Annotated in this window: 21 protein-coding genes; 18 read left to right on the top strand and 3 right to left on the bottom strand. The window is 41.4% G+C overall.

Annotated features, from left to right (window positions below; all coding sequences use genetic code 11):
* Positions 1 to 32: 32 nt before the first annotated feature.
* The 8 genes from nhaD (at position 33) to ACGE0T_RS16215 (ending at position 8,754) form a co-directional block, all read left to right on the top strand.
* Positions 33 to 1,463, top strand: coding sequence for a sodium:proton antiporter NhaD (gene nhaD, locus ACGE0T_RS16180; RefSeq protein WP_459187634.1), 1,431 nt, complete (start codon positions 33 to 35; stop codon positions 1,461 to 1,463).
* A gap of 85 nt (positions 1,464 to 1,548) precedes the next feature.
* Positions 1,549 to 2,211 carry an MgtC/SapB family protein gene (locus tag ACGE0T_RS16185; protein WP_459190495.1) on the top strand — a complete coding sequence of 221 codons (663 nt, stop codon included), beginning with the start codon at positions 1,549 to 1,551 and terminating at the stop codon, positions 2,209 to 2,211.
* A gap of 65 nt (positions 2,212 to 2,276) precedes the next feature.
* Entirely contained in the window at positions 2,277 to 2,912 is a 636-nt protein-coding gene (locus ACGE0T_RS16190; RefSeq protein WP_459187635.1) for a hypothetical protein, read from the top strand.
* Positions 2,913 to 2,921: 9 nt separating this feature from the next.
* On the top strand, positions 2,922 to 3,272 hold the full coding sequence (locus ACGE0T_RS16195) for a DUF3795 domain-containing protein (RefSeq protein WP_459187636.1): 351 nt from the start codon (positions 2,922 to 2,924) through the stop codon (positions 3,270 to 3,272).
* Positions 3,273 to 3,292: 20 nt separating this feature from the next.
* Complete coding sequence (locus ACGE0T_RS16200; RefSeq protein WP_459187637.1) at positions 3,293 to 3,877, top strand: uracil-DNA glycosylase family protein; 585 nt, start codon at positions 3,293 to 3,295, stop codon at positions 3,875 to 3,877.
* A gap of 70 nt (positions 3,878 to 3,947) precedes the next feature.
* Entirely contained in the window at positions 3,948 to 6,182 is a 2,235-nt protein-coding gene (locus ACGE0T_RS16205; RefSeq protein WP_459187638.1) for a S9 family peptidase, read from the top strand.
* A gap of 28 nt (positions 6,183 to 6,210) precedes the next feature.
* Entirely contained in the window at positions 6,211 to 8,073 is a 1,863-nt protein-coding gene (locus tag ACGE0T_RS16210; RefSeq protein WP_459187639.1) for a mechanosensitive ion channel family protein, read from the top strand.
* Positions 8,074 to 8,184: 111 nt separating this feature from the next.
* Entirely contained in the window at positions 8,185 to 8,754 is a 570-nt protein-coding gene (locus tag ACGE0T_RS16215) for a copper resistance protein NlpE N-terminal domain-containing protein (RefSeq protein WP_459187640.1), read from the top strand.
* A gap of 94 nt (positions 8,755 to 8,848) precedes the next feature.
* Here ACGE0T_RS16215 and ACGE0T_RS16220 read toward each other — a convergent pair whose 3' ends face one another.
* Positions 8,849 to 10,033: a C1 family peptidase gene (locus tag ACGE0T_RS16220; RefSeq protein ID WP_459187641.1), complete on the bottom strand. Its 1,185-nt coding sequence runs from the start codon at positions 10,031 to 10,033 to the stop codon at positions 8,849 to 8,851.
* 132 nt (positions 10,034 to 10,165) lie between these two features.
* Between ACGE0T_RS16220 and proC the strand changes: the two genes are divergently transcribed.
* Both proC and ACGE0T_RS16230 read left to right on the top strand, forming a co-directional pair.
* Positions 10,166 to 10,972: a pyrroline-5-carboxylate reductase gene (gene proC, locus ACGE0T_RS16225; protein ID WP_459187642.1), complete on the top strand. Its 807-nt coding sequence runs from the start codon at positions 10,166 to 10,168 to the stop codon at positions 10,970 to 10,972.
* 90 nt (positions 10,973 to 11,062) lie between these two features.
* The gene (locus ACGE0T_RS16230) at positions 11,063 to 12,076 is read left to right on the top strand and encodes an AI-2E family transporter (protein WP_459187643.1); all 1,014 of its coding nucleotides are present in this window, start codon (positions 11,063 to 11,065) and stop codon (positions 12,074 to 12,076) included.
* 81 nt (positions 12,077 to 12,157) lie between these two features.
* Here the strand turns inward: ACGE0T_RS16230 and ACGE0T_RS16235 are convergent, their stop codons facing one another.
* Positions 12,158 to 12,484, bottom strand: a complete 327-nt coding sequence (locus ACGE0T_RS16235; RefSeq protein WP_459187644.1) for a hypothetical protein — start codon at positions 12,482 to 12,484, stop codon at positions 12,158 to 12,160.
* Between the two features lie 102 nt (positions 12,485 to 12,586).
* Positions 12,587 to 13,009: a large-conductance mechanosensitive channel protein MscL gene (mscL, locus tag ACGE0T_RS16240; protein WP_459187645.1), complete on the bottom strand. Its 423-nt coding sequence runs from the start codon at positions 13,007 to 13,009 to the stop codon at positions 12,587 to 12,589.
* 196 nt (positions 13,010 to 13,205) lie between these two features.
* Here mscL and ACGE0T_RS16245 point away from each other — a divergent pair, with 196 nt between their 5' ends.
* From ACGE0T_RS16245 to ACGE0T_RS16280, 8 genes are all read left to right on the top strand, one after another.
* Entirely contained in the window at positions 13,206 to 13,760 is a 555-nt protein-coding gene (locus ACGE0T_RS16245; protein ID WP_459187646.1) for a helix-turn-helix domain-containing protein, read from the top strand.
* Between the two features lie 10 nt (positions 13,761 to 13,770).
* Positions 13,771 to 15,426: an AMP-binding protein gene (locus ACGE0T_RS16250; protein WP_459187647.1), complete on the top strand. Its 1,656-nt coding sequence runs from the start codon at positions 13,771 to 13,773 to the stop codon at positions 15,424 to 15,426.
* Positions 15,427 to 15,752: 326 nt separating this feature from the next.
* The gene (proB, locus tag ACGE0T_RS16255; protein WP_459187648.1) at positions 15,753 to 16,838 is read left to right on the top strand and encodes a glutamate 5-kinase; all 1,086 of its coding nucleotides are present in this window, start codon (positions 15,753 to 15,755) and stop codon (positions 16,836 to 16,838) included.
* Between the two features lie 21 nt (positions 16,839 to 16,859).
* Positions 16,860 to 17,279: a hypothetical protein gene (locus ACGE0T_RS16260; RefSeq protein WP_459187649.1), complete on the top strand. Its 420-nt coding sequence runs from the start codon at positions 16,860 to 16,862 to the stop codon at positions 17,277 to 17,279.
* A gap of 98 nt (positions 17,280 to 17,377) precedes the next feature.
* Positions 17,378 to 18,625 carry a glutamate-5-semialdehyde dehydrogenase gene (locus tag ACGE0T_RS16265; RefSeq protein ID WP_459187650.1) on the top strand — a complete coding sequence of 416 codons (1,248 nt, stop codon included), beginning with the start codon at positions 17,378 to 17,380 and terminating at the stop codon, positions 18,623 to 18,625.
* 56 nt (positions 18,626 to 18,681) lie between these two features.
* Positions 18,682 to 20,511, top strand: a complete 1,830-nt coding sequence (locus ACGE0T_RS16270; protein WP_459187651.1) for a hypothetical protein — start codon at positions 18,682 to 18,684, stop codon at positions 20,509 to 20,511.
* Between the two features lie 118 nt (positions 20,512 to 20,629).
* Positions 20,630 to 21,583 (top strand): N-acetylornithine carbamoyltransferase, encoded by a 954-nt coding sequence (locus ACGE0T_RS16275; RefSeq protein ID WP_459187652.1) that lies wholly within the window; start codon positions 20,630 to 20,632, stop codon positions 21,581 to 21,583.
* A 187-nt stretch (positions 21,584 to 21,770) separates the two neighbouring features.
* Positions 21,771 to 23,048 carry an NAD(P)/FAD-dependent oxidoreductase gene (locus ACGE0T_RS16280; protein WP_459187653.1) on the top strand — a complete coding sequence of 426 codons (1,278 nt, stop codon included), beginning with the start codon at positions 21,771 to 21,773 and terminating at the stop codon, positions 23,046 to 23,048.
* The last annotated feature ends 115 nt before the right edge of the window (positions 23,049 to 23,163 follow it).

A 23,163-nucleotide genomic window follows, 5' to 3' on the forward strand; every position in this document is an offset into this window, starting at 1 on the left:
TTTGTACTACTAAATAATTAAATATAGTTATTATGTTAACTGGAATGATCATTATTTTCCTTGTGGGATATCTGCTTATCGCCTTGGAACATCCTCTCAAAATGAACAAAGCAGGGACAGCCCTTCTCACAGGGACTCTCTTATGGGTTATGTATACTGCTGGAGCACCTCAGTTTATTCCTTCTGCCTCTGCCGAAAGTTTCAAATTGTTTTTAGAAGCATTCCCTGCTATGGCTGAACTGCCTTATGCCGAGCAATGCATCCGTTTTGTTGTAGAACATCAGGTACTTGAAAGTATCGGAGAAATTGCAGAAACCCTGATTTTCCTGATAGGTGCCATGATTACAGTCGAACTGATAGACTCGCACGGAGGTTTCTTATTCATTACAAACAGGATTACCACTAATAATAAACGGAAATTATTAATTGCCATAGCTGCCATTACATTTTTCATGTCCGCAATACTGGACAACCTTACAACTTCCATTGTAATGGTTATGCTTATCCGGAAACTGATCGGAGATTATAAAGAACGATGGATATTCGGCAGTATTATTATTATTGCAGCAAATAGCGGAGGCGCCTGGTCACCCATTGGAGACGTCACCACTATTATGCTTTGGGTAAAAGGTAATATTTCGACTTCATCGACTATACCCCATTTATTTTTACCCAGTTTAGTCTCGGCACTTATTCCTGTTCTTCTTGTTTTCAGATCTTTACATGGAAATGTCACACCTCCAAATGTTTTTAATGAAAGCGGAGATAGCGAATTACTTCGTATTTTAAAAGAAAATGAAAAACTGGCAATCTTTTGTATCGGTGTGTTCTGTCTTCTCTTCGTTCCTGTATTTAAAACAATTACCCACCTGCCACCTTTTATGGGCATATTGATGGGAGTTGGTATTCTATGGATATTTACAGAGCTTATGTACCGTCGGACTCCGATGAATGAAGATTTGAAATTACGCTTGTCGAAAGTAGTAAACCGTATAGATGGGGCAACCTTAATGTTTTTCTTAGGGATTTTACTTGCTGTAGATGCCTTACGTTGCAGCGGAGTTTTAAATAGTTTTTCCGTATGGTTGGACGATACGCTTGGTAATGTTTATGCAGTAAACCTGATTATCGGGACTTTATCTGCCGTAGTAGACAATGTGCCTCTTGTTGCCGGAGCCATCGGCATGTATCCGGTAGCCACAGATGCAATGCTCGCTACAGCCGCAGACCCGACTTACCTTGCCAATTTCGTACAGGATGGAGTATTCTGGCAGTTCCTTGCTTACTGTGCCGGCGTTGGTGGCAGTATGCTGATTATAGGTTCTGCCGCCGGTGTAGTGGTAATGGGGTTGGAACGTATCAACTTTATCTGGTATTTAAAAAACATATCGCTCCTTGCCTTGGCCGGGTATCTTTCAGGAGCCGGAGTATATGTGTTGCAAAACGTATTATTAGGTATTTAAAACCACTTTAACGCATAGGGAATCCCATATCACTATAAAATATTGTTATATTTAAGCGTTTAAAAATCAATAACAATACTTTATGATGATATGGGATTTTATTTTAAGATTGTTTGTTGCAGGCGTACTCGGAGCTATCATCGGATTAGACCGGGAGTACAGGGCTAAAGAAGCCGGATACAGGACACATTTTTTAGTATCACTCGGCAGTGCATTAATTATGATCGTATCCCAATACGGTTTTCAGGATATCATACAAGAGAACAATGTGGCATTAGACCCCAGCCGTGTAGCTGCACAAGTTGTCAGTGGCATCGGTTTTATCGGAGCCGGAACCATCATTATTCAAAAACAATTTGTACGGGGATTAACTACGGCTGCAGGAATTTGGGCTACGGCCGGCATCGGTTTGGCATGTGGTGCTGGAATGTATGGCATAAGTATCGCAGCAACAGCCCTGACTCTTGTAGGATTGGAAGTTCTCAGTATTATTTTCAAAAGCATAGGGATGAAAAGTTCATTAGTTGTCTTTTCCACTACAGATAAAAACATCATAAAAAAATTAATCCCGGCATTCGGCCAACATGGGTATTTGCTGGGTTCTTATGAGCTAAAAAAGTTAAGCCATACGGATACAGACACTTATCTTGTATCTTTAGTCATCAAAGCTAAAAAATCGACCGATGAGAATCCGCTGGTTATATTTTCTGATATTTCTCCTGATATTACAATTGAACGAATCGAGTAGCAAGTAGGCGGTTGGAGGGACAAGTTTTACTATATTTGTCCTCTAAATTAATATAAAGAATACCCATGAGTATAATTTCTAAACTATTTAAAAAGAAAAACGAAGAAGCTGAAGCTGCGCAAACCGGCTCTGTAGAAGAATTTGTCACATTAATACGTGTTTATTACCAATCAGTTATGGCTGTTCAGTTAGGTATCACTAATCTGAATATGTTGCCGGATATGGCTCTATTCAAACGAATGCTGAAAGTACCTACCCAGAACAATAAATTAGGCGTCGCTGAAAAGTCCCGTGTACGCAAAGTATTAATGCAGGATTACGGTTTGAGTGAAACATTTTTTAAAGAAATCGATTCTTCGGTAAAAAAGAACTGTAAAACACAAAACGATATAAAATCTTACTTTTTCCTTTTCCAGGGTTTTTGCAACGACTTGTTTTCATTGCTCGATAACCTGATGAGCTGGAAGTTCCGTTTTTCTATCCTGGTAAAAAAATTATTATATAACCAGACAGCAAAAACCATTCACGAAATCGTTACCCGTTCGGAATGGAAAGACATTAACGTACAAAAAACAGCCTGGAGCATACGTAAGTATAAAGAGACATTGGGATATTCGGAAGAATGGATGACAGATTTCGTTTATAACGTTGTATTACAAGCGAAAGACGATGCTAAAAAACAACGGAAAACGAATAAATAACATTTTATAATGGAGAATCCAACCTATCAACCCAATGCAGATTATGTGGCCGCATGCGGATTATATTGTGGAGCTTGCCGCAGTTTCATAAAAAAGCAATGTCCGGGATGCCGGGCTAATGTAAAAGCCAAATGGTGTAAAATACGCCAATGTAATCAGGAACATGGCTACAAAAGTTGTGCTGATTGTACGGTTTGTTCAATTGATACCTGCAAGATATTCAATAATTTCATAGGGAAAATATTCTCCGTTTTATTCCGTTCCGACCGTTCGGCATGTATTCGCAGGATACAAGCCGTTGGCTACGATACTTTTGCCGGTGAAATGCACGGGAAAGGACAACAGACAATCAAAAGGTAATCTATTTTTCACTTATCCGAATGGAAAATAAAGAAACAGAACAACACCCTTTAGGATTTTTTCTTCCGGAAAACACCCAATTATTAATGCTCGGAAGTTTCCCGCCTCCCAAGGCACGATGGTCTATGAATTTCTATTATCCGAATATCCAAAATGATATGTGGAGGATTCTCGGCACTATCTTTTATCAGGATAAAGAATATTTCCTGGAAACGAAAAAGGCATTCAGTGAAGAAAAAGCCAAACAATTCTGCCGGGAAAAAGGAATCGGTATAGGCGACACCGGAATGGAAGTAATCCGGTTAAAAAATAATGCCTCCGATAACTTCCTTCAAATTGTCACACCGCTTAATCCGGAAGATATTTTATCCCAAATACCGGAATGCAAAGCGATAGTTGTGACCGGACAAAAGGCGATGGATACATTAATGGCTGTACTTCCTCCCTTAGAAGAGCCCAAGGTAGGCTCATTCTCCCGTTTTACTTTATTGGGACGTATTTTCAGGCTATACCGTATGCCCTCGTCATCCCGGGCATATCCCAAACCTCTGGAAGAAAAAGCGGCAGTCTACAAACAGATGTTTGAAGAACTGGAAATGCTTTGACAAATATTTTGCCGTCTCGGGAAACATTGCGTTATTTGTGTCATCATAACAAATAAATGCTATTACTGTAATGAAATTGAAAAAACTCATTATTGCCACTGCCTCCCTGTTCCTTTGGGGAGGTTTATGCGTTGCACAGCAAACGCTGGATCTTGAAAAAGTTGTATACGGCCAACTTATCCAAACAAAAGGTATGGGAGCCATGACCTGGCTGAAAGACGGAGAACGCTACAGCCGCATGGAGCGTAACGAACAAACCGGAGGAATCGATATTGTTGCCTACCACGCTAAAGACAACAAGCGGGAAGTCATTATCCCCTCCTCCATGTTTATAAATAAAGAAACAGGCAAGCCTATTTCCATCCGCAGCATTTCATGGAGCGCTGACAACGGAAAAGTACTGGTTTACAATAACACCCGCCGTGTATGGAGATACGACACGAAAGGTGACTATTGGGTGCTTACTTTAAAAGACGGCACACTCCGTCAATTGGGGAAAAGCCTGCCGGAAGCCAGCCTGATGTTTGCCAAATTCTCACCGGACGGTACACGTGTTGCCTATGTTTCCAATAATAACATCTACGTTGAAGATATTCAATCCGGTAAAATCACACAGCTTACTCACGATGGCAGTGAGACGATTGTAAACGGTACATTCGACTGGGTTTATGAAGAAGAATTTAATTGCCGCGACGGTTTCCGCTGGAGTCCCGACGGAAATTATATCGCCTATTGGCAAAGTGACACAAAAGGAACAGGAGTTTTCGATATTATCAATAATGTAGATTCCATCTATCCTACTATTCTACATTTTCCATATCCGAAAGCCGGAACAACCAACTCTGCCGTAAAAGTAGGGTATCTCCCTGCTGCAGGAGGAACAACTACATGGATTCATATTCCGGGAGATACGCGAAACAACTACATCCCCCGTATGGAGTTTATTCCGGAAAGCAACGAACTATTCATCCAGCAACTAAACCGTCCTCAAAATACGAATAAGGTATGGATTGCCACAATCGGAAGCGCTACCCCTGTAAATATTTTTACAGATAAGGATGCAGCCTGGCTTGAAACAAACGACCATATCACCTGGCTGAAAAACAATCAATATTTCACTTGGGAAAGCGAACGGAGTGGATGGAGGCACCTGTATCGTGTCAGTCGTGACGGAAAAGATATCCAACCGATCACCAAAGGCGATTTCGATTACATTGAACCGGTAGGAACTGATTTGCAGAAAGGATTAGCTTACTTTATCGCCTCTCCCGATAATTTCACACAACGCTATCTTTACAGTGCCAAACTGTTTGGAAAAGGAGAAGTACAACGCCTAAGTCCGGCTGAAGAACCGGGCCAACACCGCTATAACATGTCTCCCACCGGAAAATGGGCGGTACATACTTACAGCAACGCCGGTACTCCTTCTGTTATAGACATGGTTTCATTTCCGAAACACCAGTCTGTACGCATGATTGAAGAAAATACCCGGGCAAAAGAGCAATATGCCGCTTTGGGACTGAATCCGAAAGAATTTGTAAAAGTGACTTCCGGTGATTTGGAACTGGATGCCTGGATGATTAAACCGGCAAACTTCGATGCCTCTAAAAAATATCCGGTAATTGTGGAAGTATACGGAGAGCCGGGTAGTGCAACCGTACAAGACGTATGGGGGGGCGGTGATTTATGGAACCAGTATATTGCCAATTTGGGATATATCGTTGTCAGCATAGAAAACCGTGGAGCAAAAGCGCCACGCGGACGCGAATGGAGAAAATGTATTTACGGTGAAGTTGGGACATTTGCATCCGAAGACCAGGCTCGTGGCGTTTTAGATATGGCACGGCGGTATCCGTTTATCGACCCGACCCGAATCGGTATTACCGGATGGAGTGGTGGCGGTAGCCAGACATTGAACTCCATGTTCCGTTATCCGGATGTATTTTGTACCGGAATTGCAATTGCTTTTGTTGCCGACCAACGTACTTACGATACGATTTACCAGGAACGTTATATGAATACTCCCCAGAATAACCCGGATGGTTACCGGAAAGGTTCTCCTATCACTTATGCACAGGGATTAAAAGGAAACCTGCTATTAATTCACGGTACGGGAGACGATAACGTGCATTACCAGAATTGTGAACTATTGGTTAACGAGCTGGTTAAGTATGGAAAGATGTTTTCTCAAATCAGTTATCCAATGCGCAGCCATGGTATTTATGAAGGTCAGGGAACCACTTTACACCTTCGTAAAACGATGGCTAAATACTGGATGGAGCATCTTCCTGCCGGAGGCAAATAGATACAATTACAATTAATTTCATACAGACATGAGACACCTAACCGCGTACATCCTGATTTTGTCGGGAATTTTCTTTACCCATATTCAATCGAATGCACAACTGATTGATAAAGCTGAAAAAATAATTCACACAGCTATTAATGAAACGACAAAGGATACGCTTCAGTCTCCTGTCTCTGAAAATATCTTGCCGGAGGATAAACTCCGGCAAGATTCTATCCATATGGAAGAGTTGGCTTTGCAAATTCAGGAAATGAAACTGAATGAAATTGTTTTACGAGCAGAATTGGACAACGCCAAAAACCTTAATGCCACCGCCGATTCATTAAAAAGAGAAGAGCAACGCCACCGCATAGACTCCTTGAGAAGCCTTACCTCCGGAGTCCCTGTTATTGTAGATAACGATACGCTTTTCACTTTATATGCCAAACGAGGAGGGCATTCCCCTCACGACCGGGCTGAAAGTATCAACAATATTGTTCTTAAAATAGGTAAAAGTAAAAGTTTGAGTACAGACTCAGTCTATGCATTCGAAAGTGAATACTATGTTGATGTCATGTACGGAGACAAAGTAATTGTGAGTATTACAGACCAGGATGCATTATGGCAGAACACGACACGTTTCGATTTAGCCAACCAGTACGTCCCTATTCTCCAAAATAAAATCAATGAATTAAAAAAAGAAAACAGCCTACAGGAAATCGCCAAACGGGCTGCATTGTTTATTTTGGTTCTTGTCATCCAATACCTGTTATTTCGCCTGACCAATTATCTGTTCCGCAAATTACGCCGGCAAATTATCTGGTTAAAGCAGAATAAGCTCAAATCGATTATTGTCCGCGATTATGAGTTCCTGAATACACACAGGCAAGGGCGTGTATTGATATTCCTCAGTAATATCCTTCGTTATATTGTCTTGTTGATACAGCTTACATTCAGCGTCCCCATGCTATTCGCTATTTTTCCACAGACGGAAAAACTTGCACTTAAAATTTTCCTGTATATAATCGACCCTGTTAAAATGGTTCTCAAATCCATTGCGGAGTATATCCCGAACCTGTTTATTATCCTCGTCATTTATTACTGTATCAAATATATTATAAAAGGAATACAATATATTGCCAATGAAATTGAAAACGAGAAACTGAAAATAACCGGATTTTATCCGGACTGGGCACAACCGACATTTAATATCATACGCTTTTTACTATACGCTTTTATGATTGCGATGATTTACCCCTATTTACCGGGATCTGATTCCGGAGTTTTTCAGGGAATTTCCGTATTTGTCGGATTGATTATTTCATTGGGATCAAGTACTGTGATCGGGAATATTATTGCAGGTTTAGTTATAACCTATATGCGCCCGTTTAAATTGGGCGACCATATCAAACTAAATGAAACAACAGGAAATGTGGTTGAAAAAACCCCGTTTGTAACCAGACTGCGCACGCCTAAAAATGAAGTCGTTACAATTCCAAATTCCTTTATTATGTCTTCACATACGGTTAATTACAGCGCTTCTGCCCGCCAATACGGATTAATTATCCATACGACTGTCTCTATCGGTTACGATATTCCCTGGCGGCAGGTACATCAATTACTTATTAATGCAGCCCGTATCACCCCGGATGTTTTAGCAGACCCGAAACCTTTTGTATTGGAAACGGAATTGCAGGATTATTATCCCTGCTATCAATTAAATGCATATGTAAAGAATGCCGACCAGTTAGGAAAAATTTATTCGGATTTACATCAAAGCATACAAGATGTCTTTAACGAAGCCGGGATTGAGATTATGTCTCCTCATTATTTTGCCAAACGCAATGGAGAAGCCTCAACCATTCCTGCTGATTATTTGTTTAATACGACTGACACTGCCGGTCAATAACAGAATATATCTATTCGATTTGTTAAAAGAGTCCCTCTGCAAAACAAAATGCAGGGGGACTCTTGTTATATCTCCAAAGTTTCAAAAATAACTAAACAAAAAGCAGAAATAATGAAAAAGTATCTTATTGCAGTAGCCGCATTGGGATTTTTGGCTGCATGTAGCGGGAAAGCCAACAAGCAAGTCCCCGTAGAGGTAGAAGAAGAAAGTGTGGAAGTCGCAGCTATACCTGTTCAGGTTGAAGCTCCTGTTTTACCGGAAGTGAAAGAGAAACCTGCAAAACCTGTCAATATGCGCGACTCACTGAAAACCGATCCGAAAAAAGGTGCCATTATACAAAAGAAATATAAAGGTACTATTCCGGCAGCAGACGGTCCCGGCATCGTTTATGATTTGACTCTTTATTATCAGCAGGACGGACCGGACGGTGGTGTATATGAATTAGACGCTACTTATCTGGAAGCCGAAAATGGAAAAGATAAAACTTTTTCATCAACCGGTAAAAGAGCTATCAAAAAGGGAACTCCTCAAAACGCCGAAGCGATCGTTTATGAAATGATACCGAGTGATGGAAGTACTGTTTTTTACTTCCTGGCAGAAGGAGATAACCTTACCTTATTAAATCAAGATTTGCAACAAGCCGCCTCCGACCTTAATTATACGCTAAAATTAGTTCAGTAACCAAACCTCTTAAACACATCTTTGTATAAACTCAAAGAGGCTCCCTCAATCTATTCAGGGGAGCCTCTTCTTTATTTCGTTTTGTTCTTATTTCTTACTTAATACCTAATTTAGCTTTAATTGCTTTAGGCAGCGCATCTTTATGAACAACGATATTCATAGTCTTATAAGCCACAAATGCTTCTGAAGCATACCATGTTCCTTTGTATTTATTATCTGTACCCCAAGAATTCTTTACCATATAGAATTTCTTACCGGTCTGATCTTTTGCAATACCATAAATATGCATACCATGGTCGTCAGTAGTCTGATAGTTGTCATAATCTTTCTGACGCATTTCCTGAGTGATTGTTAATTCTTTGCAAGGTTTTTCGAGCATCTTTCTGATTTCCGCATCTTTTTCCGCACGGCTTAATCCTACCCATCTGTCCTGATCCGAACCCGCTGTTTCCATCGTTTTAATATCCGGGACCACAGCTACACCGTTACGTGTAAAACCTTTTTCGCTGACATCCGAACCCCATGCAATAGAATAGCCATTGTTGATCGCATTATCAAATACTTCCATGAATTCATTCAACGGCAAATTGTAAGAGTCTGCCCAACGCCAGTTATCTTCTACTTCAATTGCGAATTTAGAATAGAACGGATGATGGGTATATGAAGTCAAAGAAACATAATCGTCCGCATTAACACCTAATTCCTTTGCAAAACTCATCGGAGTATATTCCTTTCCATTATATGTAAATGTTTCAGGAAGTTCTCCCAGATAAGCATCGATAATGCCGTCAAAACCTTTTTTCCAGACAGGAGAAAGTTTACCGTTCGAATTTTTAATGATTGCATTTACATAAGCCGTTGCAGCACCTTCCATTTCACTGTGTGCATGCTGTTCTTCGCCATACTGCAAACCGGTCATTACACTTTCCGGAACAATCCCGTAATGTTTCCAGGCATATAATACATCTTCAAAAGAACCTCCCTGTGCAAAGTTCAATTTACCATGTAAACGAACAAACTTATCAGCTTTATCTTTATAAGAATGACTTACAATAAACATTTCGGACAAATCGTATTCGCCTTTTCCCTGGCGTAACAATTCAGATTCCAAAAAACTCATTGTTGAAAAACACCAGCAAGTACCAGTACGGCTTTGATTTTTCACTGGGGTAATCTTTAATTCTTTAACAGGAGTAAATACATACTCTCCGTTATCCTGTGCACCAACTGTAGTGAGTGTGCAAGCCAGCATTAAAACAGGCAGTAAAAGTTTCTTCATCTCGTTTTATTTTTAGTTTAGCAATCTGACAGCAAAGATACAAAAGCAATCCAGAGATACGATTATTTTATTTACATTTGTTGCCTATTAGGACGAAATAATTTAATAAATGATATATTAAAAAGCGTTTTTATGAAAATTACAATTATAGGAACAGGTAATATAGGTGGAGCAATTGCCCGCGGATTAGCAAAAGGACATATTTTTAAAGCCTCTGATATCACATGTACATTCCACACTCAGGAGAGTTTGGATAAAGTAAAAGCCGTTAATCCCGACTTTATCACATCTCTGGATAATGTAGAGGCTGTTAAAAACGCTGATATCATTATTATAGCAGTTAAGCCCTGGCGTGTGGAAGAAGTTATCGACCAAATCAAAGGGGAACTGAACTACGACAAACAGATTATTGTATCTGTGGCTGCAGGCATTACATTCGACACATTGGAAACCTACCTGACTAAAAATATGGGATTCGACGACTGCTTCGTTACCCCTACTATTTTCCGTATCATGCCTAATACAGCTATTGAAGTATTAAGCAGCATGACTTTTGTTGCCGCCCGGAATGCCTCGCCGGAACAAATTGACTTAGTTATACGGATATTTAATGAACTGGGTAATGCCATGCTGGTGGAAGAACGGTTAATGGCAGCCGGTACAGCATTAGCTTCCAGCGGTATTGCTTTCGCTCTACGCTATATTCGTGCAGCCATTGAAGGAGGGGTTGAATTAGGTTTTTATCCTAAACAGGCACAGGAAATAGTAGTACACACAGTAAAAGGAGCCGTAGACCTGCTATTGGAAAATAAAAGCAATCCTGAAATGGAAATCGACAAAGTAACAACTCCGGGAGGTATCACCATTAAAGGGTTGAATGAAATGGAACTTTCCGGTTTTACTTCTTCTGTAATACGGGGGTTGAAAGCCAGCAAATAAAGTTGTAGAAAACAGGATTGTGAGATAAACAAGCATCTGTTCTTTTTGTTATTATTATACAAGAACAATTAAAAACATCAGAAGAACAACATGGGCGAAAAAGAAAAATACTGGAAATACTCTCTTGTCACAATCCTTATCATGCTGGGTATTACCTTATTCATAGAATCCGCTCCTTTTTTAGGGGGCATATTGGGTGCTTTTACTATTTATGTATTAGTCAGAAAGCAAATGTTTTATCTGACAGAGCAGAAGAATTGGCGGCCAAGCCTGGTCGCACTTCTCCTGTTACTTGAAACAATATTATGCTTTCTTATTCCATTGACATTAGCTATTTGGCTACTGATTAATAAATTGCAAAACATCAACCTCAATCCTACGGAACTGATAAAATCAGCCGAGCACATCGCTTCATTAGTGAAAGCACATACAGGTTTCGATGTGTTAGATACATCCAATATAATGTCTGCCGTATCGACTTTACCCAAAATCGGACAAACACTGATGGGCGGTATCAGCGGTTTTGCCTTTAATGTGGCAGTCTTAATTTTAATTTTATACTTTATGCTGATAGGCGGAAGAAAAATGGAACAATACTTCTACAGCATTCTTCCTTTCAGCGAAGCGAATAAAAACCATGTCCTGAGAGAAATTAATCTGATCGTAACCTCCAACGCCATAGGTATTCCGTTGTTGGCTGTTATCCAGGGATTAATTGCATTACTCGGATATTGGATATTCAATGTCCCCAGTCCCTTCCTATTCGGTTTCCTTACCTGTTTGGCGACTATTATTCCAATTGTCGGAACGGCATTAATATGGGCACCTTTGGCACTCTATATGGCCTTGACAGGAGACTGGATTAACGCGTTAGGATTAACTGTTTATGCACTTGTCATCATAACCAATATCGATAATCTGGTTCGTTTTGTCCTGCAAAAAAAGATGGCGGATATTCATCCTCTTATCACAATCTTCGGGGTTATTATCGGACTGTCCCTATTCGGTTTTATGGGGATTATATTCGGGCCGTTACTGATTTCTATCTTCATTTTATGTTTCAACATATTCAAAGAGCAATATCTGGATCGTAAACCTACCTGATAGCCGGTTATTTAATGATTTTGAATAGTTACGGAACATTCCTGATGACAGAAAACGACTTGGAAATCCGGGCATACTAAATTAGTCTTTTGTACCATTATCCTTGTACCGGTGGGCCGGGGGAAGGATGTAATCCCATTCTGTCAGTTTTTCATTTATAAGTCGAAGCCGGTAAATACCCTCCTGGGCATCTACATAGCCAAGCACTTCTATGTACTCGTCTGGAGTTTCCCGTGCTTCCATAACTTTATATGTCTGCCCCATATGGGAAATTATTTCATCTTTCGTCATGCCTATTTTTACCTTTTGCATGTTTTTATCTGCATTCCACTCATTCATCAACCTGGTCGAACCGCAGGACACAAACATACATATCGAAATAAGAGGGAGTAATAAAGTCTTTATCATATCGGTAAGTATTACATAGGTTTTTTGATAGTTGCAAATATAAACAAATAGTCATCCCATATAAAAAAGGATGCCATTTTATGACATCCTTTTTACTATGGATTATTCTTTCTCTTTCAGCAAATCCCGAATCTCGGTAAGCAATTGTACATCCGCTGGAGGCGGAGCCGGAGCTGCCGGAGCCTCTTCTTTCTTACGATTCAACGAATTGATAGCTTTCACCAGCATAAAAATAGCAAATGCTACAATGATAAAATCAAAAGTCACTTGCAAAAAATTACCATAATTAATAGAAACGGCAGGAGTTACTACTTTATCCCCTTCCATAACAGCCTGTTTCAGTACAATTTTTAAGTCAGTAAAGTTAACACCGCCTACCAGTAAACCGACAGCCGGCATTATCAAATCACCTACTACAGAAGAAACAATCTTCCCAAAAGCACCACCGATGATGATACCCACAGCCATGTCGATTACATTACCGCGCATGGCAAACTGCTTAAACTCTTGCAATATATTCCCCATAACTATTACTTTTTACAATATAACTGCAAATATATACATTTAGTTTATTTAAAAACTTCACACTTAGGAATTTCATCCAGATATTTGCGGCATTTATCCCCTCAAAAGTTTCATTCTAACATTCCTTTTCTCTTTTCTTAGTCATTTTGCTTTTTATTTTTATCTTTGGCGCATCTTAAATATAATAATCAAGAAGATGAACGAACAGATAAAACAAATAGCGGAGCGTTTGGCCGGTCTTCGAGACGCGTTGGAAATAACGCCGGAAGAAATAGCCCAGGTGTGTAACCTGACTCCCGAACAGTATCTGAAGCTGGAAAGTGGTACTGTAGATATTTCAGTAAGCGTGCTACATCAGATTTCACAGGCTTATGGAGTAGAATTAACCACGTTGATGTTCGGAGACGAACCCAAAATGAGCAGTTATTTTATCACCCGCAAAGGCAAAGGCATTGCCGTTGAACGGACAAAAGCATATAAATACCAGTCATTGGCCGCCGGCTTTGCCAGTCGTAAGGCCGACCCATTCATGGTAACCGTTCATCCTAATGATGAAAATGCCCCTATCTATTTGAATTCCCATCCCGGACAGGAATATAATCTCGTACTGAAAGGCAGGATGCTCATACAGATAAATAATAAAGAACTTATATTGGAAGAAGGAGACAGTATCTATTTCAACTCCGAATTGCCCCACGGCATGAAAGCCCTGGATGGAGAAAAAGTGAGTTTCCTGGCTATAATTTTATAATACAAGAAAAATGTTAGAACGATTTATAGAACAAACGACTTTTACGTCGCAGGAAGATTTCATAAAGAATTTCAAAATCAAAGTACCGGAGAACTTCAACTTCGGATATGATGTGGTAGACGCCTGGGCTGCCGAAGAACCGGACAAAAAAGCACTCTGCTGGACCAATGACCAGGGAGAACATATCGACTTTACATTTGCCGATTTAAAAAAATATACAGACCAGACCGCCTCTTATTTCCAATCACTTGGTATCGGGCACGGCGATATGGTAATGCTTATATTGAAACGCCGGTACGAGTTCTGGTTCTCTATCATAGCGCTCCATAAATTAGGGGCTGTAGTAATCCCCGCAACCCACCTGCTCACGAAGAAAGATATTGTATACCGTGCCAATGCGGCAGATATAAAGATGATTGTTTGTGCAGGCGAAGAAGTGATAGACAAACACATTACCGACGCATTACCGGATTCTCCATCAATTAAGACTGTCGTTTCGGTCGGACCGCAATATCCCGAAGGATTTGAAGATTTTCATAAAGGAATTGAAAATGCTGCTCCTTTTGTACGCCCTTCGCATCCAAACAGCAATGATGATATTTCATTAATGTACTTCACATCAGGGACTACAGGGAATCCCAAAATGGTGGCTCACGACTTCACCTATCCTTTAGGACATATCGTAACCGGAAGTTTCTGGCATAACCTGCATAAAGACAGCCTGCACCTTACAATTGCCGATACCGGATGGGGAAAAGCCGTATGGGGAAAACTATATGGACAATGGATTGCCGGCGCTACTGTTTTCGTATACGACCACGAGAAGTTTACGCCTGCCGATATGCTACAAATGATACAGGATTACCGGATTACGTCTTTATGCGCACCTCCAACCATTTTCCGTTTCCTCATCAAAGAAGACATCAGCAAATACGACCTTTCATCTTTACAATACTGTACAATTGCAGGAGAAGCATTGAACCCTGCTGTATTCGATACGTTTTATAAACTGACCGGCATCAAACTGATGGAAGGGTTCGGGCAGACAGAAACGACTCTGACCGTAGCGACTTTCCCTTGGATGGAACCGAAACCGGGTTCCATGGGGGTTCCCAATCCTCAATATGATGTCGACTTGTTACGTCCGGACGGCTCCCGTGCTGAAGACGGGGAACAAGGTCAAATCGTTATCCATACAACCGGCGGCAAACCGATTGGTTTATTCAAAGAATATTATCGTGATGCCGAACGTACCCACGAAGCATGGCATGACGGATTATATTATACCGGCGACGTTGCATGGCGTGATGAAGACGGTTACCTGTGGTTCGTAGGCCGTGCGGATGATGTTATCAAAAGTTCAGGCTACCGTATCGGACCATTTGAAGTGGAAAGTGCCTTGATGACTCACCCGGCTGTTGTTGAATGCGCCATCACCGGTGTTCCGGATGAAATACGCGGGCAGGTCGTAAAAGCGACAATCGTACTTGCCAAAGATTATAAAGACAAAGCAGGAAACGAACTGGTTAAGGAACTCCAGGACCATGTGAAACGGGTTACTGCTCCTTACAAATATCCCCGCGTAGTCGAATTTGTAGACGAATTGCCAAAGACAATCAGCGGGAAAATCCGCCGTGTGGAAATTCGGGATAAAGACAATAAATAAGAATTACAAGCAATTGTTTATTTAACGGAGCCGTGTCAGAGCCAAGTCTGACACGGCTTCAGTGTATAATCTGACATCGTTTCAAGGCCTCGTCTGACACAACGTCAACTGAGTGATTGAAGTAACGTTAGCCAGATGATTGACACGCCGTCAAGCGAGAGGTTGACGCAACTCCCACAAGAATCATTCTCTATAATGAACTTATGATGGTTTTCAACCTGCTTATTAAAAACATGCAGGATGTTTTTCCCTTTATTAAGACATTCTTTATATTGGCTGACATTTCGATTTAAATAATTATATTTGTGAATTAAAGTATCACAAATATGGCTTATCAGTTTACAAAAATAGCAGTAAAAATAGGGAGTAACGTACTTACCCGAAAAGACGGCACACTGGATATTACCCGGATGTCGGCTTTGGTCGACCAGGTTGCAGAGCTTCACAGACATGGTGTAGAAGTAATCTTAATATCATCCGGAGCAGTAGCATCCGGGCGCAGCGAAGTAAAACCAAACAGAAAATTAGACCCAGTTTCCGCACGCCAACTTTATTCTGCCGTTGGACAAGCTAAATTGATAAACCGTTACTTTGAATTATTCCGCGAACATAAAATCGCTTGCGGACAGGTTCTTACTACGAAAGAAAATTTCGGCAGCCGTACCCATTATCTCAACCAGAAACACTGTATGGAGGTGATGCTTGAAAATAAAGTCATTCCTATCGTGAACGAAAACGACACGATTTCGGTTACAGAATTAATGTTCACCGACAATGACGAGTTATCCGGGTTAATTGCAACTATGATGGGAATGGATGCACTGATTATATTGAGCAATATAGACGGAATATATAATGGCAATCCTGCTGACCCCTCATCTGCTGTTATACGCGAAATAGACGGGGGAAAAGAAGATTTGTCCGAATATGTACAAACCGGCAAATCTTCATTCGGAAGAGGTGGTATGCTGACAAAATGTAATATTGCACAAAAAGTGGCGGACGAAGGAATTGCTGTTATTATCGCAAACGGTAAAAAAGAAAATATTCTACCGGAACTTCTTGTAAAAGACAGCAAAACAGTCTGTACACGTTTTCGCCATTCGGCTAAACCGGTCAGCAGTGTCAAAAAATGGATTGCACATTCCGAAGGTTTTGCCAAAGGAGAAATACATATCAACAAAGGGGCTGAAGAAGCCTTGCTGGGACCAAAAGCAACCAGTATCCTGTTGGTTGGTGTTACCCGTATAGCCGGCGACTTTGAAAAAGATGATATTGTAAAGATTATCAACGAAGACGGTACACAGATTGGCGTCGGTTGTGCCGGATACGACAGCCGCGAAGCTACCGGATTAATCGGAAAACGCGACATAAAGCCGTTGATACATTACGATTATCTGTATATCGATTAATAACCTAAAAACGTAAAGAGTATGAAAAAGTATTGGTTGACATTCGCTTCAGTCCTTATGATTGTAATAGGGCTGCTCAGAGGGATGGGAGGTCTTACACTCCTGACAAGCAGTGAGAAACCGGAACTGGACATTCCTATAACGGGTTCGCCTGCTGAGGTAAAAATGGCTGCTTACAGTTTGCTCATAGTTTGTTTCCTGCTTATCATCTCTGCTGTCAGTATTACCATCCGCAGGTCGGTACGTAATTATGCTTTCTGTTGGGTCAGTCTGCTCCTTTTCCTTGCCGGAGGTATGTTGAACGGATTCCTACTCTTCGGCCATCTGCAAGGAAGCGGGCAACTTATCAACTGGGGGCTTAGCATCCTGATTGGCATTTTCCTTGTACTGGGCAAGGATACGGTAAAGTCAAAATATATCCAGTCCTACGAATATAAATGACCGGCAAGCAGGGGTTGAAAGTGTGTCCGAAAGAGCAAGAGCTTTCTGCCGCACTTTCAACCCCAATAAAACAGTTCATCTACAAAATAAAACCATATATGATAAACGAACTATTAAAGCAAGCCCAACTTGCCTCACGCACTGTTATTACTTTAAGTGACGAGAAAATAAATCATATCCTTCGCGATACAGCAGCCGAACTGATACGGCAACAAGCATATATCTTACAAGAAAATCAAAAAGACCTGGACCGCATGGACCCGGCAAATCCCAAATACGACCGGTTGAAGCTGACGGAAAGCCGTTTGCAAGGTATTGCCGAAGATATGGAATGTGTAACAGCCCTTCCCTCCCCTCTCGGAAAGACATTAAGTGAAGTTACCCGTCCGAACGGTATGACTATCAGGAAAGTCACAGTTCCTTTCGGAGTAATCGGCGTAATCTACGAAGCTCGTCCCAATGTGACATTCGATGTATTCTCTTTATGCCTGAAAAGCGGGAATGTCTGTGTATTGAAAGGAGGTTCGGATGCAGATAGTTCCAACCGGGCTTTAGTAAAAATCATCCATGGTATATTAGACCGGCATGGAGTCGAGCCGGCTGTTTGCACTTTGCTACCGCCAGACCGGGAAGCGACTACCGAACTACTGAATGCCGTCGGATTAGTAGACCTTATCATTCCCCGTGGAAGCAGTTCGCTGATAAATTATGTCCGCAACAATGCCCGGGTTCCGGTGATTGAAACAGGAGCCGGCATATGCCATACCTATTTCGATAAAGAAGGGGACAAAGAAAAAGGACAGGCAATCGTGAACAATGCAAAAACGCGCCGTGTAAGTGTATGCAACGCTCTGGACTGTTTGATTATCCACAAAAACAGACTTGCCGATTTACCCTATATATGCAGTGAATTACAAAAAAGCCATGTCATTCTTTATGCAGACCAGACAGCCTTTAATGTTTTATCCGGCAAGTATCCGGCAGACTTGCTGCTGCCTGCAACCGAGGATAGCTTCGGTACGGAATTTCTCGATTACAAGATGAGCATACGAACTGTGGCTTCCATAGACGAAGCCTTGGAACATATTGCCCGGTTCAGTTCAAAACACAGCGAAAGTATTGTGAGTGAAGATAAAGACGCGATTCTGCTTTTCCAACAAATGGTAGATGCAGCCTGTGTTTATTCAAATGTTTCAACCGCATTTACAGACGGGGCACAATTCGGCTTTGGAGCAGAAATAGGTATTAGCACCCAGAAGTTACATGCAAGAGGCCCTATGGCTTTGCCCGAGCTGACTACCTACAAATATATAATAGAAGGCAACGGACAGATAAGAAACGGATAAAAATTTTATCTTTGCTCTCTACAATAACGAATTTTACAACTAATAAACTCTACAACATGAAGCCCTCTATTCAAACGTATTTACGTCGTGGCTCCTTATTGCTCGGAAGTGTGGCCATCTCTTTATACACTTTAGCCTGGGACTATGCAGAACACCGTAAAATAGGAGACCGTGCCATGTCGCTGATGCCTGAATATTTAGTACGAAACGGCATCTATCCGGATGCCGCAACAGCAGACAGTGCCATGCTTTCCATCCTCAACATGGCACATATGGAAGGTTCCAATGCATATGTGATGAAGGAACTGACCCAACTCCCCAATATCGTCACTTACGGAACATTGTGCGGCCTGGCCGGCGACCATGTGGAAAATCCGCTATTACTGGAAACAGGATTACAGACGCATTTCTCAAAAACAAACCGGACGCTCGCTCTTGAAACCAAAGCAATGAATGAATTCCTGACTGGGGCTTCCAGCAAAGAATTATTAGATATAAATCTCGCCTACGGCCTGTTGGCCATTAAAGACCTTTCCCATTTTTATGCATACGGGAAAGGCCTTAAAGAACATTTGGAGATGATAGACATTGAACTGATCCGGCGCCTGAAACAGCCTTCCGAAGTGAATGCCGTCTTCTCAAAACTAAATAAACTGCCTTCCATGAGCAAATATTTCTGTATTCATATTTTTGCCGTTTATCTGGCTCAGGAAGCAGGGAAAGAATTACGGAACGGAAATAAGGAAGCATCGGATAACCTGATGTTTTATGCAAGCCTCTATGAAGCTTTCGCCGAACACTTCCTGCAAGATTCATTTGCATCCGGGCATCAAATGGTGCAACGTGGATTCAGTGCGTCTGCGGTAATGAATAACAAGGCATTACACGACTTCTACAATACGATACCTGTGGAAACAGCGAATATGAAAGGGGAGGTCTGGAAATCTTTCGGGGATAAACGACTCAATCAAAACATGCAGGAATATAAAGCGGCTGATGATTACCGCAATATCCGGGTAACAAAGACAGGCCCCTATACCTTAGACAAGGGGGATAGCTATGAACGTGAAACCCAAGTCTTTTACCAGGTGGTTAAAGCAACCTGCCAGTCCATCACCGAAATATGGCAAGCCTACCACAAGGCATCGCTGGGGGATGAAGATGATATTATCAACGATTTGCCGGAGCAAAAAGAAGAACTTCCAGATTTCGTATACAGCCATTTTCCTGTTATAAAAGAATTCCCTATGCCTTTCGGTACCCAATTGGACGAACTGCCGCTTTCCGAAGATGTTGCAGCCCGCCAAGATGAGCTACAGCTCATTGTCCAAAAACCGTTTACCCGCAATTTTATCCGTTCCCGCGTAGCCAACTCATTTTCTATTCTACTAAGTGATGTCCTCACCAGTGATGAAGAAGTCGCCATCGGAGCGCGTCTGAATCTGAGTATGTTCAACTGGCATAAATTTGGCAACGGAACAGGGATGAACATGAAAGCCGGCGACATAGCCCATTGGATTTCCCCTACTATCTCCGGATATTATATGTTTACAACCCTGGATTCCTATACAACCGACAACTGGCATATAAAAGGCGGGGTAAACTATAGCATGGATATATTTGTTGCCCCGAAGCGTTTTCTCGGTCTCTATTCATACATGGAAATGGGGTTGGACCGCAGGGACAACAAAAGCCGGTTCCTTGTAGCCCCCTCGTTAGGCATACAAATCGGTTCGCTTATCGGGCTGCATAATTTCAATATGCCGGGTTGGTTACGTATTCCTTTAAGCATGATTTTACCCCTCAAGTTTTCCGTTACCTGCAACAAGGTAGCAGGACTTCCGGTTGAATGGGTGGAAAGCCTTGAGGTAGATATTGTCTTCTAAAAACAGTATCGGCACTGTAATAATACGTCTATATGTAGTTATCACACTTTAAAATACGTAATGGAATATTTACGGTAAAAATAATTACATTTGCACTTCACTAAAAAAGCACTATAGGATGAGAAACTTCACTTGCGTACAGGATTTAGGCGACTTGAAACAAGCGCTTAACGAAGCATTCGAGATTAAGAAAGACCGCTTTCAGTTTACAGAGCTGGGCAAGAATAAAACCTTGTTAATGATATTCTTCAACTCCAGCCTCCGTACCCGCCTCAGCACACAAAAAGCTGCCATGAATCTTGGTATGAACACGATGGTTCTGGATGTAAACCAGGGTGCCTGGAAGCTGGAAAGCGAACGCGGTGTCATCATGGACGGAGACAAGCCGGAGCATCTTCTGGAAGCCGTTCCGGTAATGGGATGCTATTGCGACGTTATCGGAGTACGCTCTTTTGCCCGTTTCGAAAGCAAGGAAGACGATTATAACGAAAAAATACTGAATCAGTTTATTCAATATTCCGGACGTCCGGTATTCAGTATGGAAGCGGCAACACGCCACCCGTTACAGAGTTTTGCCGATCTTATTACAATTGAAGAATACAAAAAAACAGCCCGCCCGAAAGTTGTAATGACTTGGGCTCCGCATCCTAAATCCCTGCCGCAGGCTGTTCCCAACAGCTTTGCAGAATGGATGAATGCAACAGACTATGAATTTGTCATCACGCATCCGGAAGGATATGAACTGGACCCCAAATTCGTAGGCAATGCCCGCGTTGAATACGACCAGAAAAAGGCATTCGAAGGGGCTGACTTTATCTATGCTAAGAACTGGTCGGCATATGCAGACCCCAATTACGGTAAAGTAATCAGCACAGACCGTAGCTGGACTGTCGATGCTGAAAAAATGGCACTGACTAATAATGCTTATTTCATGCACTGTCTGCCGGTACGCCGTAACATGATCGTAACTGATGATGTAATTGAAAGTCCTCAAAGCATTGTGATCCCAGAAGCTGCAAACCGGGAAATCTCGGCACAGACCGTACTTAAAATGATATTACAAGGATTATAATCCGGATATTTTCAAAAAACTACCACAAGGGCTGCCTCCAATTTGAAGTGGAGACAGCCCTTTTTATATGTTTTTAGAGGAAGCCTTCATCCGGACGCATTGTTTTTGCTCTTCACTTTCGATTGGATACAAACTTATTTTTCCGTCAATTGTTTCATATATACATAGAACAATTAAAACAAACAATATGAGTTTCAACATAGCCGGCACAGGCAAAAAGAGAGTTGTTATTGTAGGCGGAGGCTTCGGGGGATTAAAATTAGCCAACAGACTCAAAAACCATAATTTTCAGGTTGTATTAATCGACAAGAATAATTATCACCAGTTCCCTCCCCTGCTTTATCAGGTTGCATCTTCCGGATTAGAGTCAGGTTCCATATCTTTCCCCTTCCGCAAAATATTCCAGAAAAGAAAAGACGTTTACTTCAGGCTGGCAGAAGTAAAGACTGTGGTTAAAGAACAAAACATAATCCAGACATCTATCGGAGATTTGAAATATGATTACCTGATTCTCGCTACCGGAACCACGACTAATTTCTTTGGTAACGAAAACATACAAAAACATGCGTTGCCTATGAAAACAATCGAGGAAGCATTGGTTTTACGTAATGCTATCCTGTGTAACTTAGAGAAAGCTACAGTTACCACCGACCCGGCAAAAAGGCAGGCTCTGATGAATATCGTTATCGTAGGAGGCGGTGCTACCGGTGTTGAAATATCCGGAGTACTGTCGGAAATGAAACGGTTTGTCCTACCGAAAGATTATCCGGACTTGAAGCAATCTTCAATGAATATTTACCTCATAGAAGGTTCCCCCCGGCTTTTATCCGTCATGTCGGAAGAAGCGTCCGAACATGCCGAGAAGTTTCTTGAAGAAATGGGTGTCACAATTATGCTCAATAAAAAGGTAACCGACTATCAGGAAGGAAAAGTATTACTGGATGACGGTTCTGCTATCGAAAGCCAAACGCTTATCTGGGTAAGCGGCGTAACCGCCACGCATTTTGAGCAGATAGGAAAAGAGATGACCGGACGGGGAGGTAGAATCCTGGTGAATGAATTTAACCAGTTGCCTGAAAGTCAAAATATATTCGCTATCGGAGATGTTTGCCTGCAAACAGAACCTGATTTTCCGAACGGGCATCCACAGGTTGCCCAAGTTGCCATTCAACAAGGAAATTTATTAGCCGACAATCTTATAAACATAGCAAACGGGATGCCGCTCAAACCTTTCCATTATAAAGACCTTGGTACACTTGCCACAGTAGGAAGAAACAAAGCTGTTGCAGATATTAAAAACATTAAATTCCAAGGATTCTTTGCCTGGCTAATCTGGTTGTTCATACACCTGCGTTCCATATTGGGCATCAAAAATAAATTAGTAATCCTGATTGAATGGATATGGAGTTATTTTACCTACGACCAATCCATACGCTTAATACTGCATATACCGAAAAAGAAATAAAAACAATCTTTTCCGCATATATATGCCCGACCAGAAGAACACACGTATTGTTTTAACTAATATGTATAAAACGATCTAAAAATCGCCTATATTTGTAGCATCTACAACTAATAAA

The organism is Parabacteroides sp. APC149_11_2_Y6, from assembly GCF_054506995.1.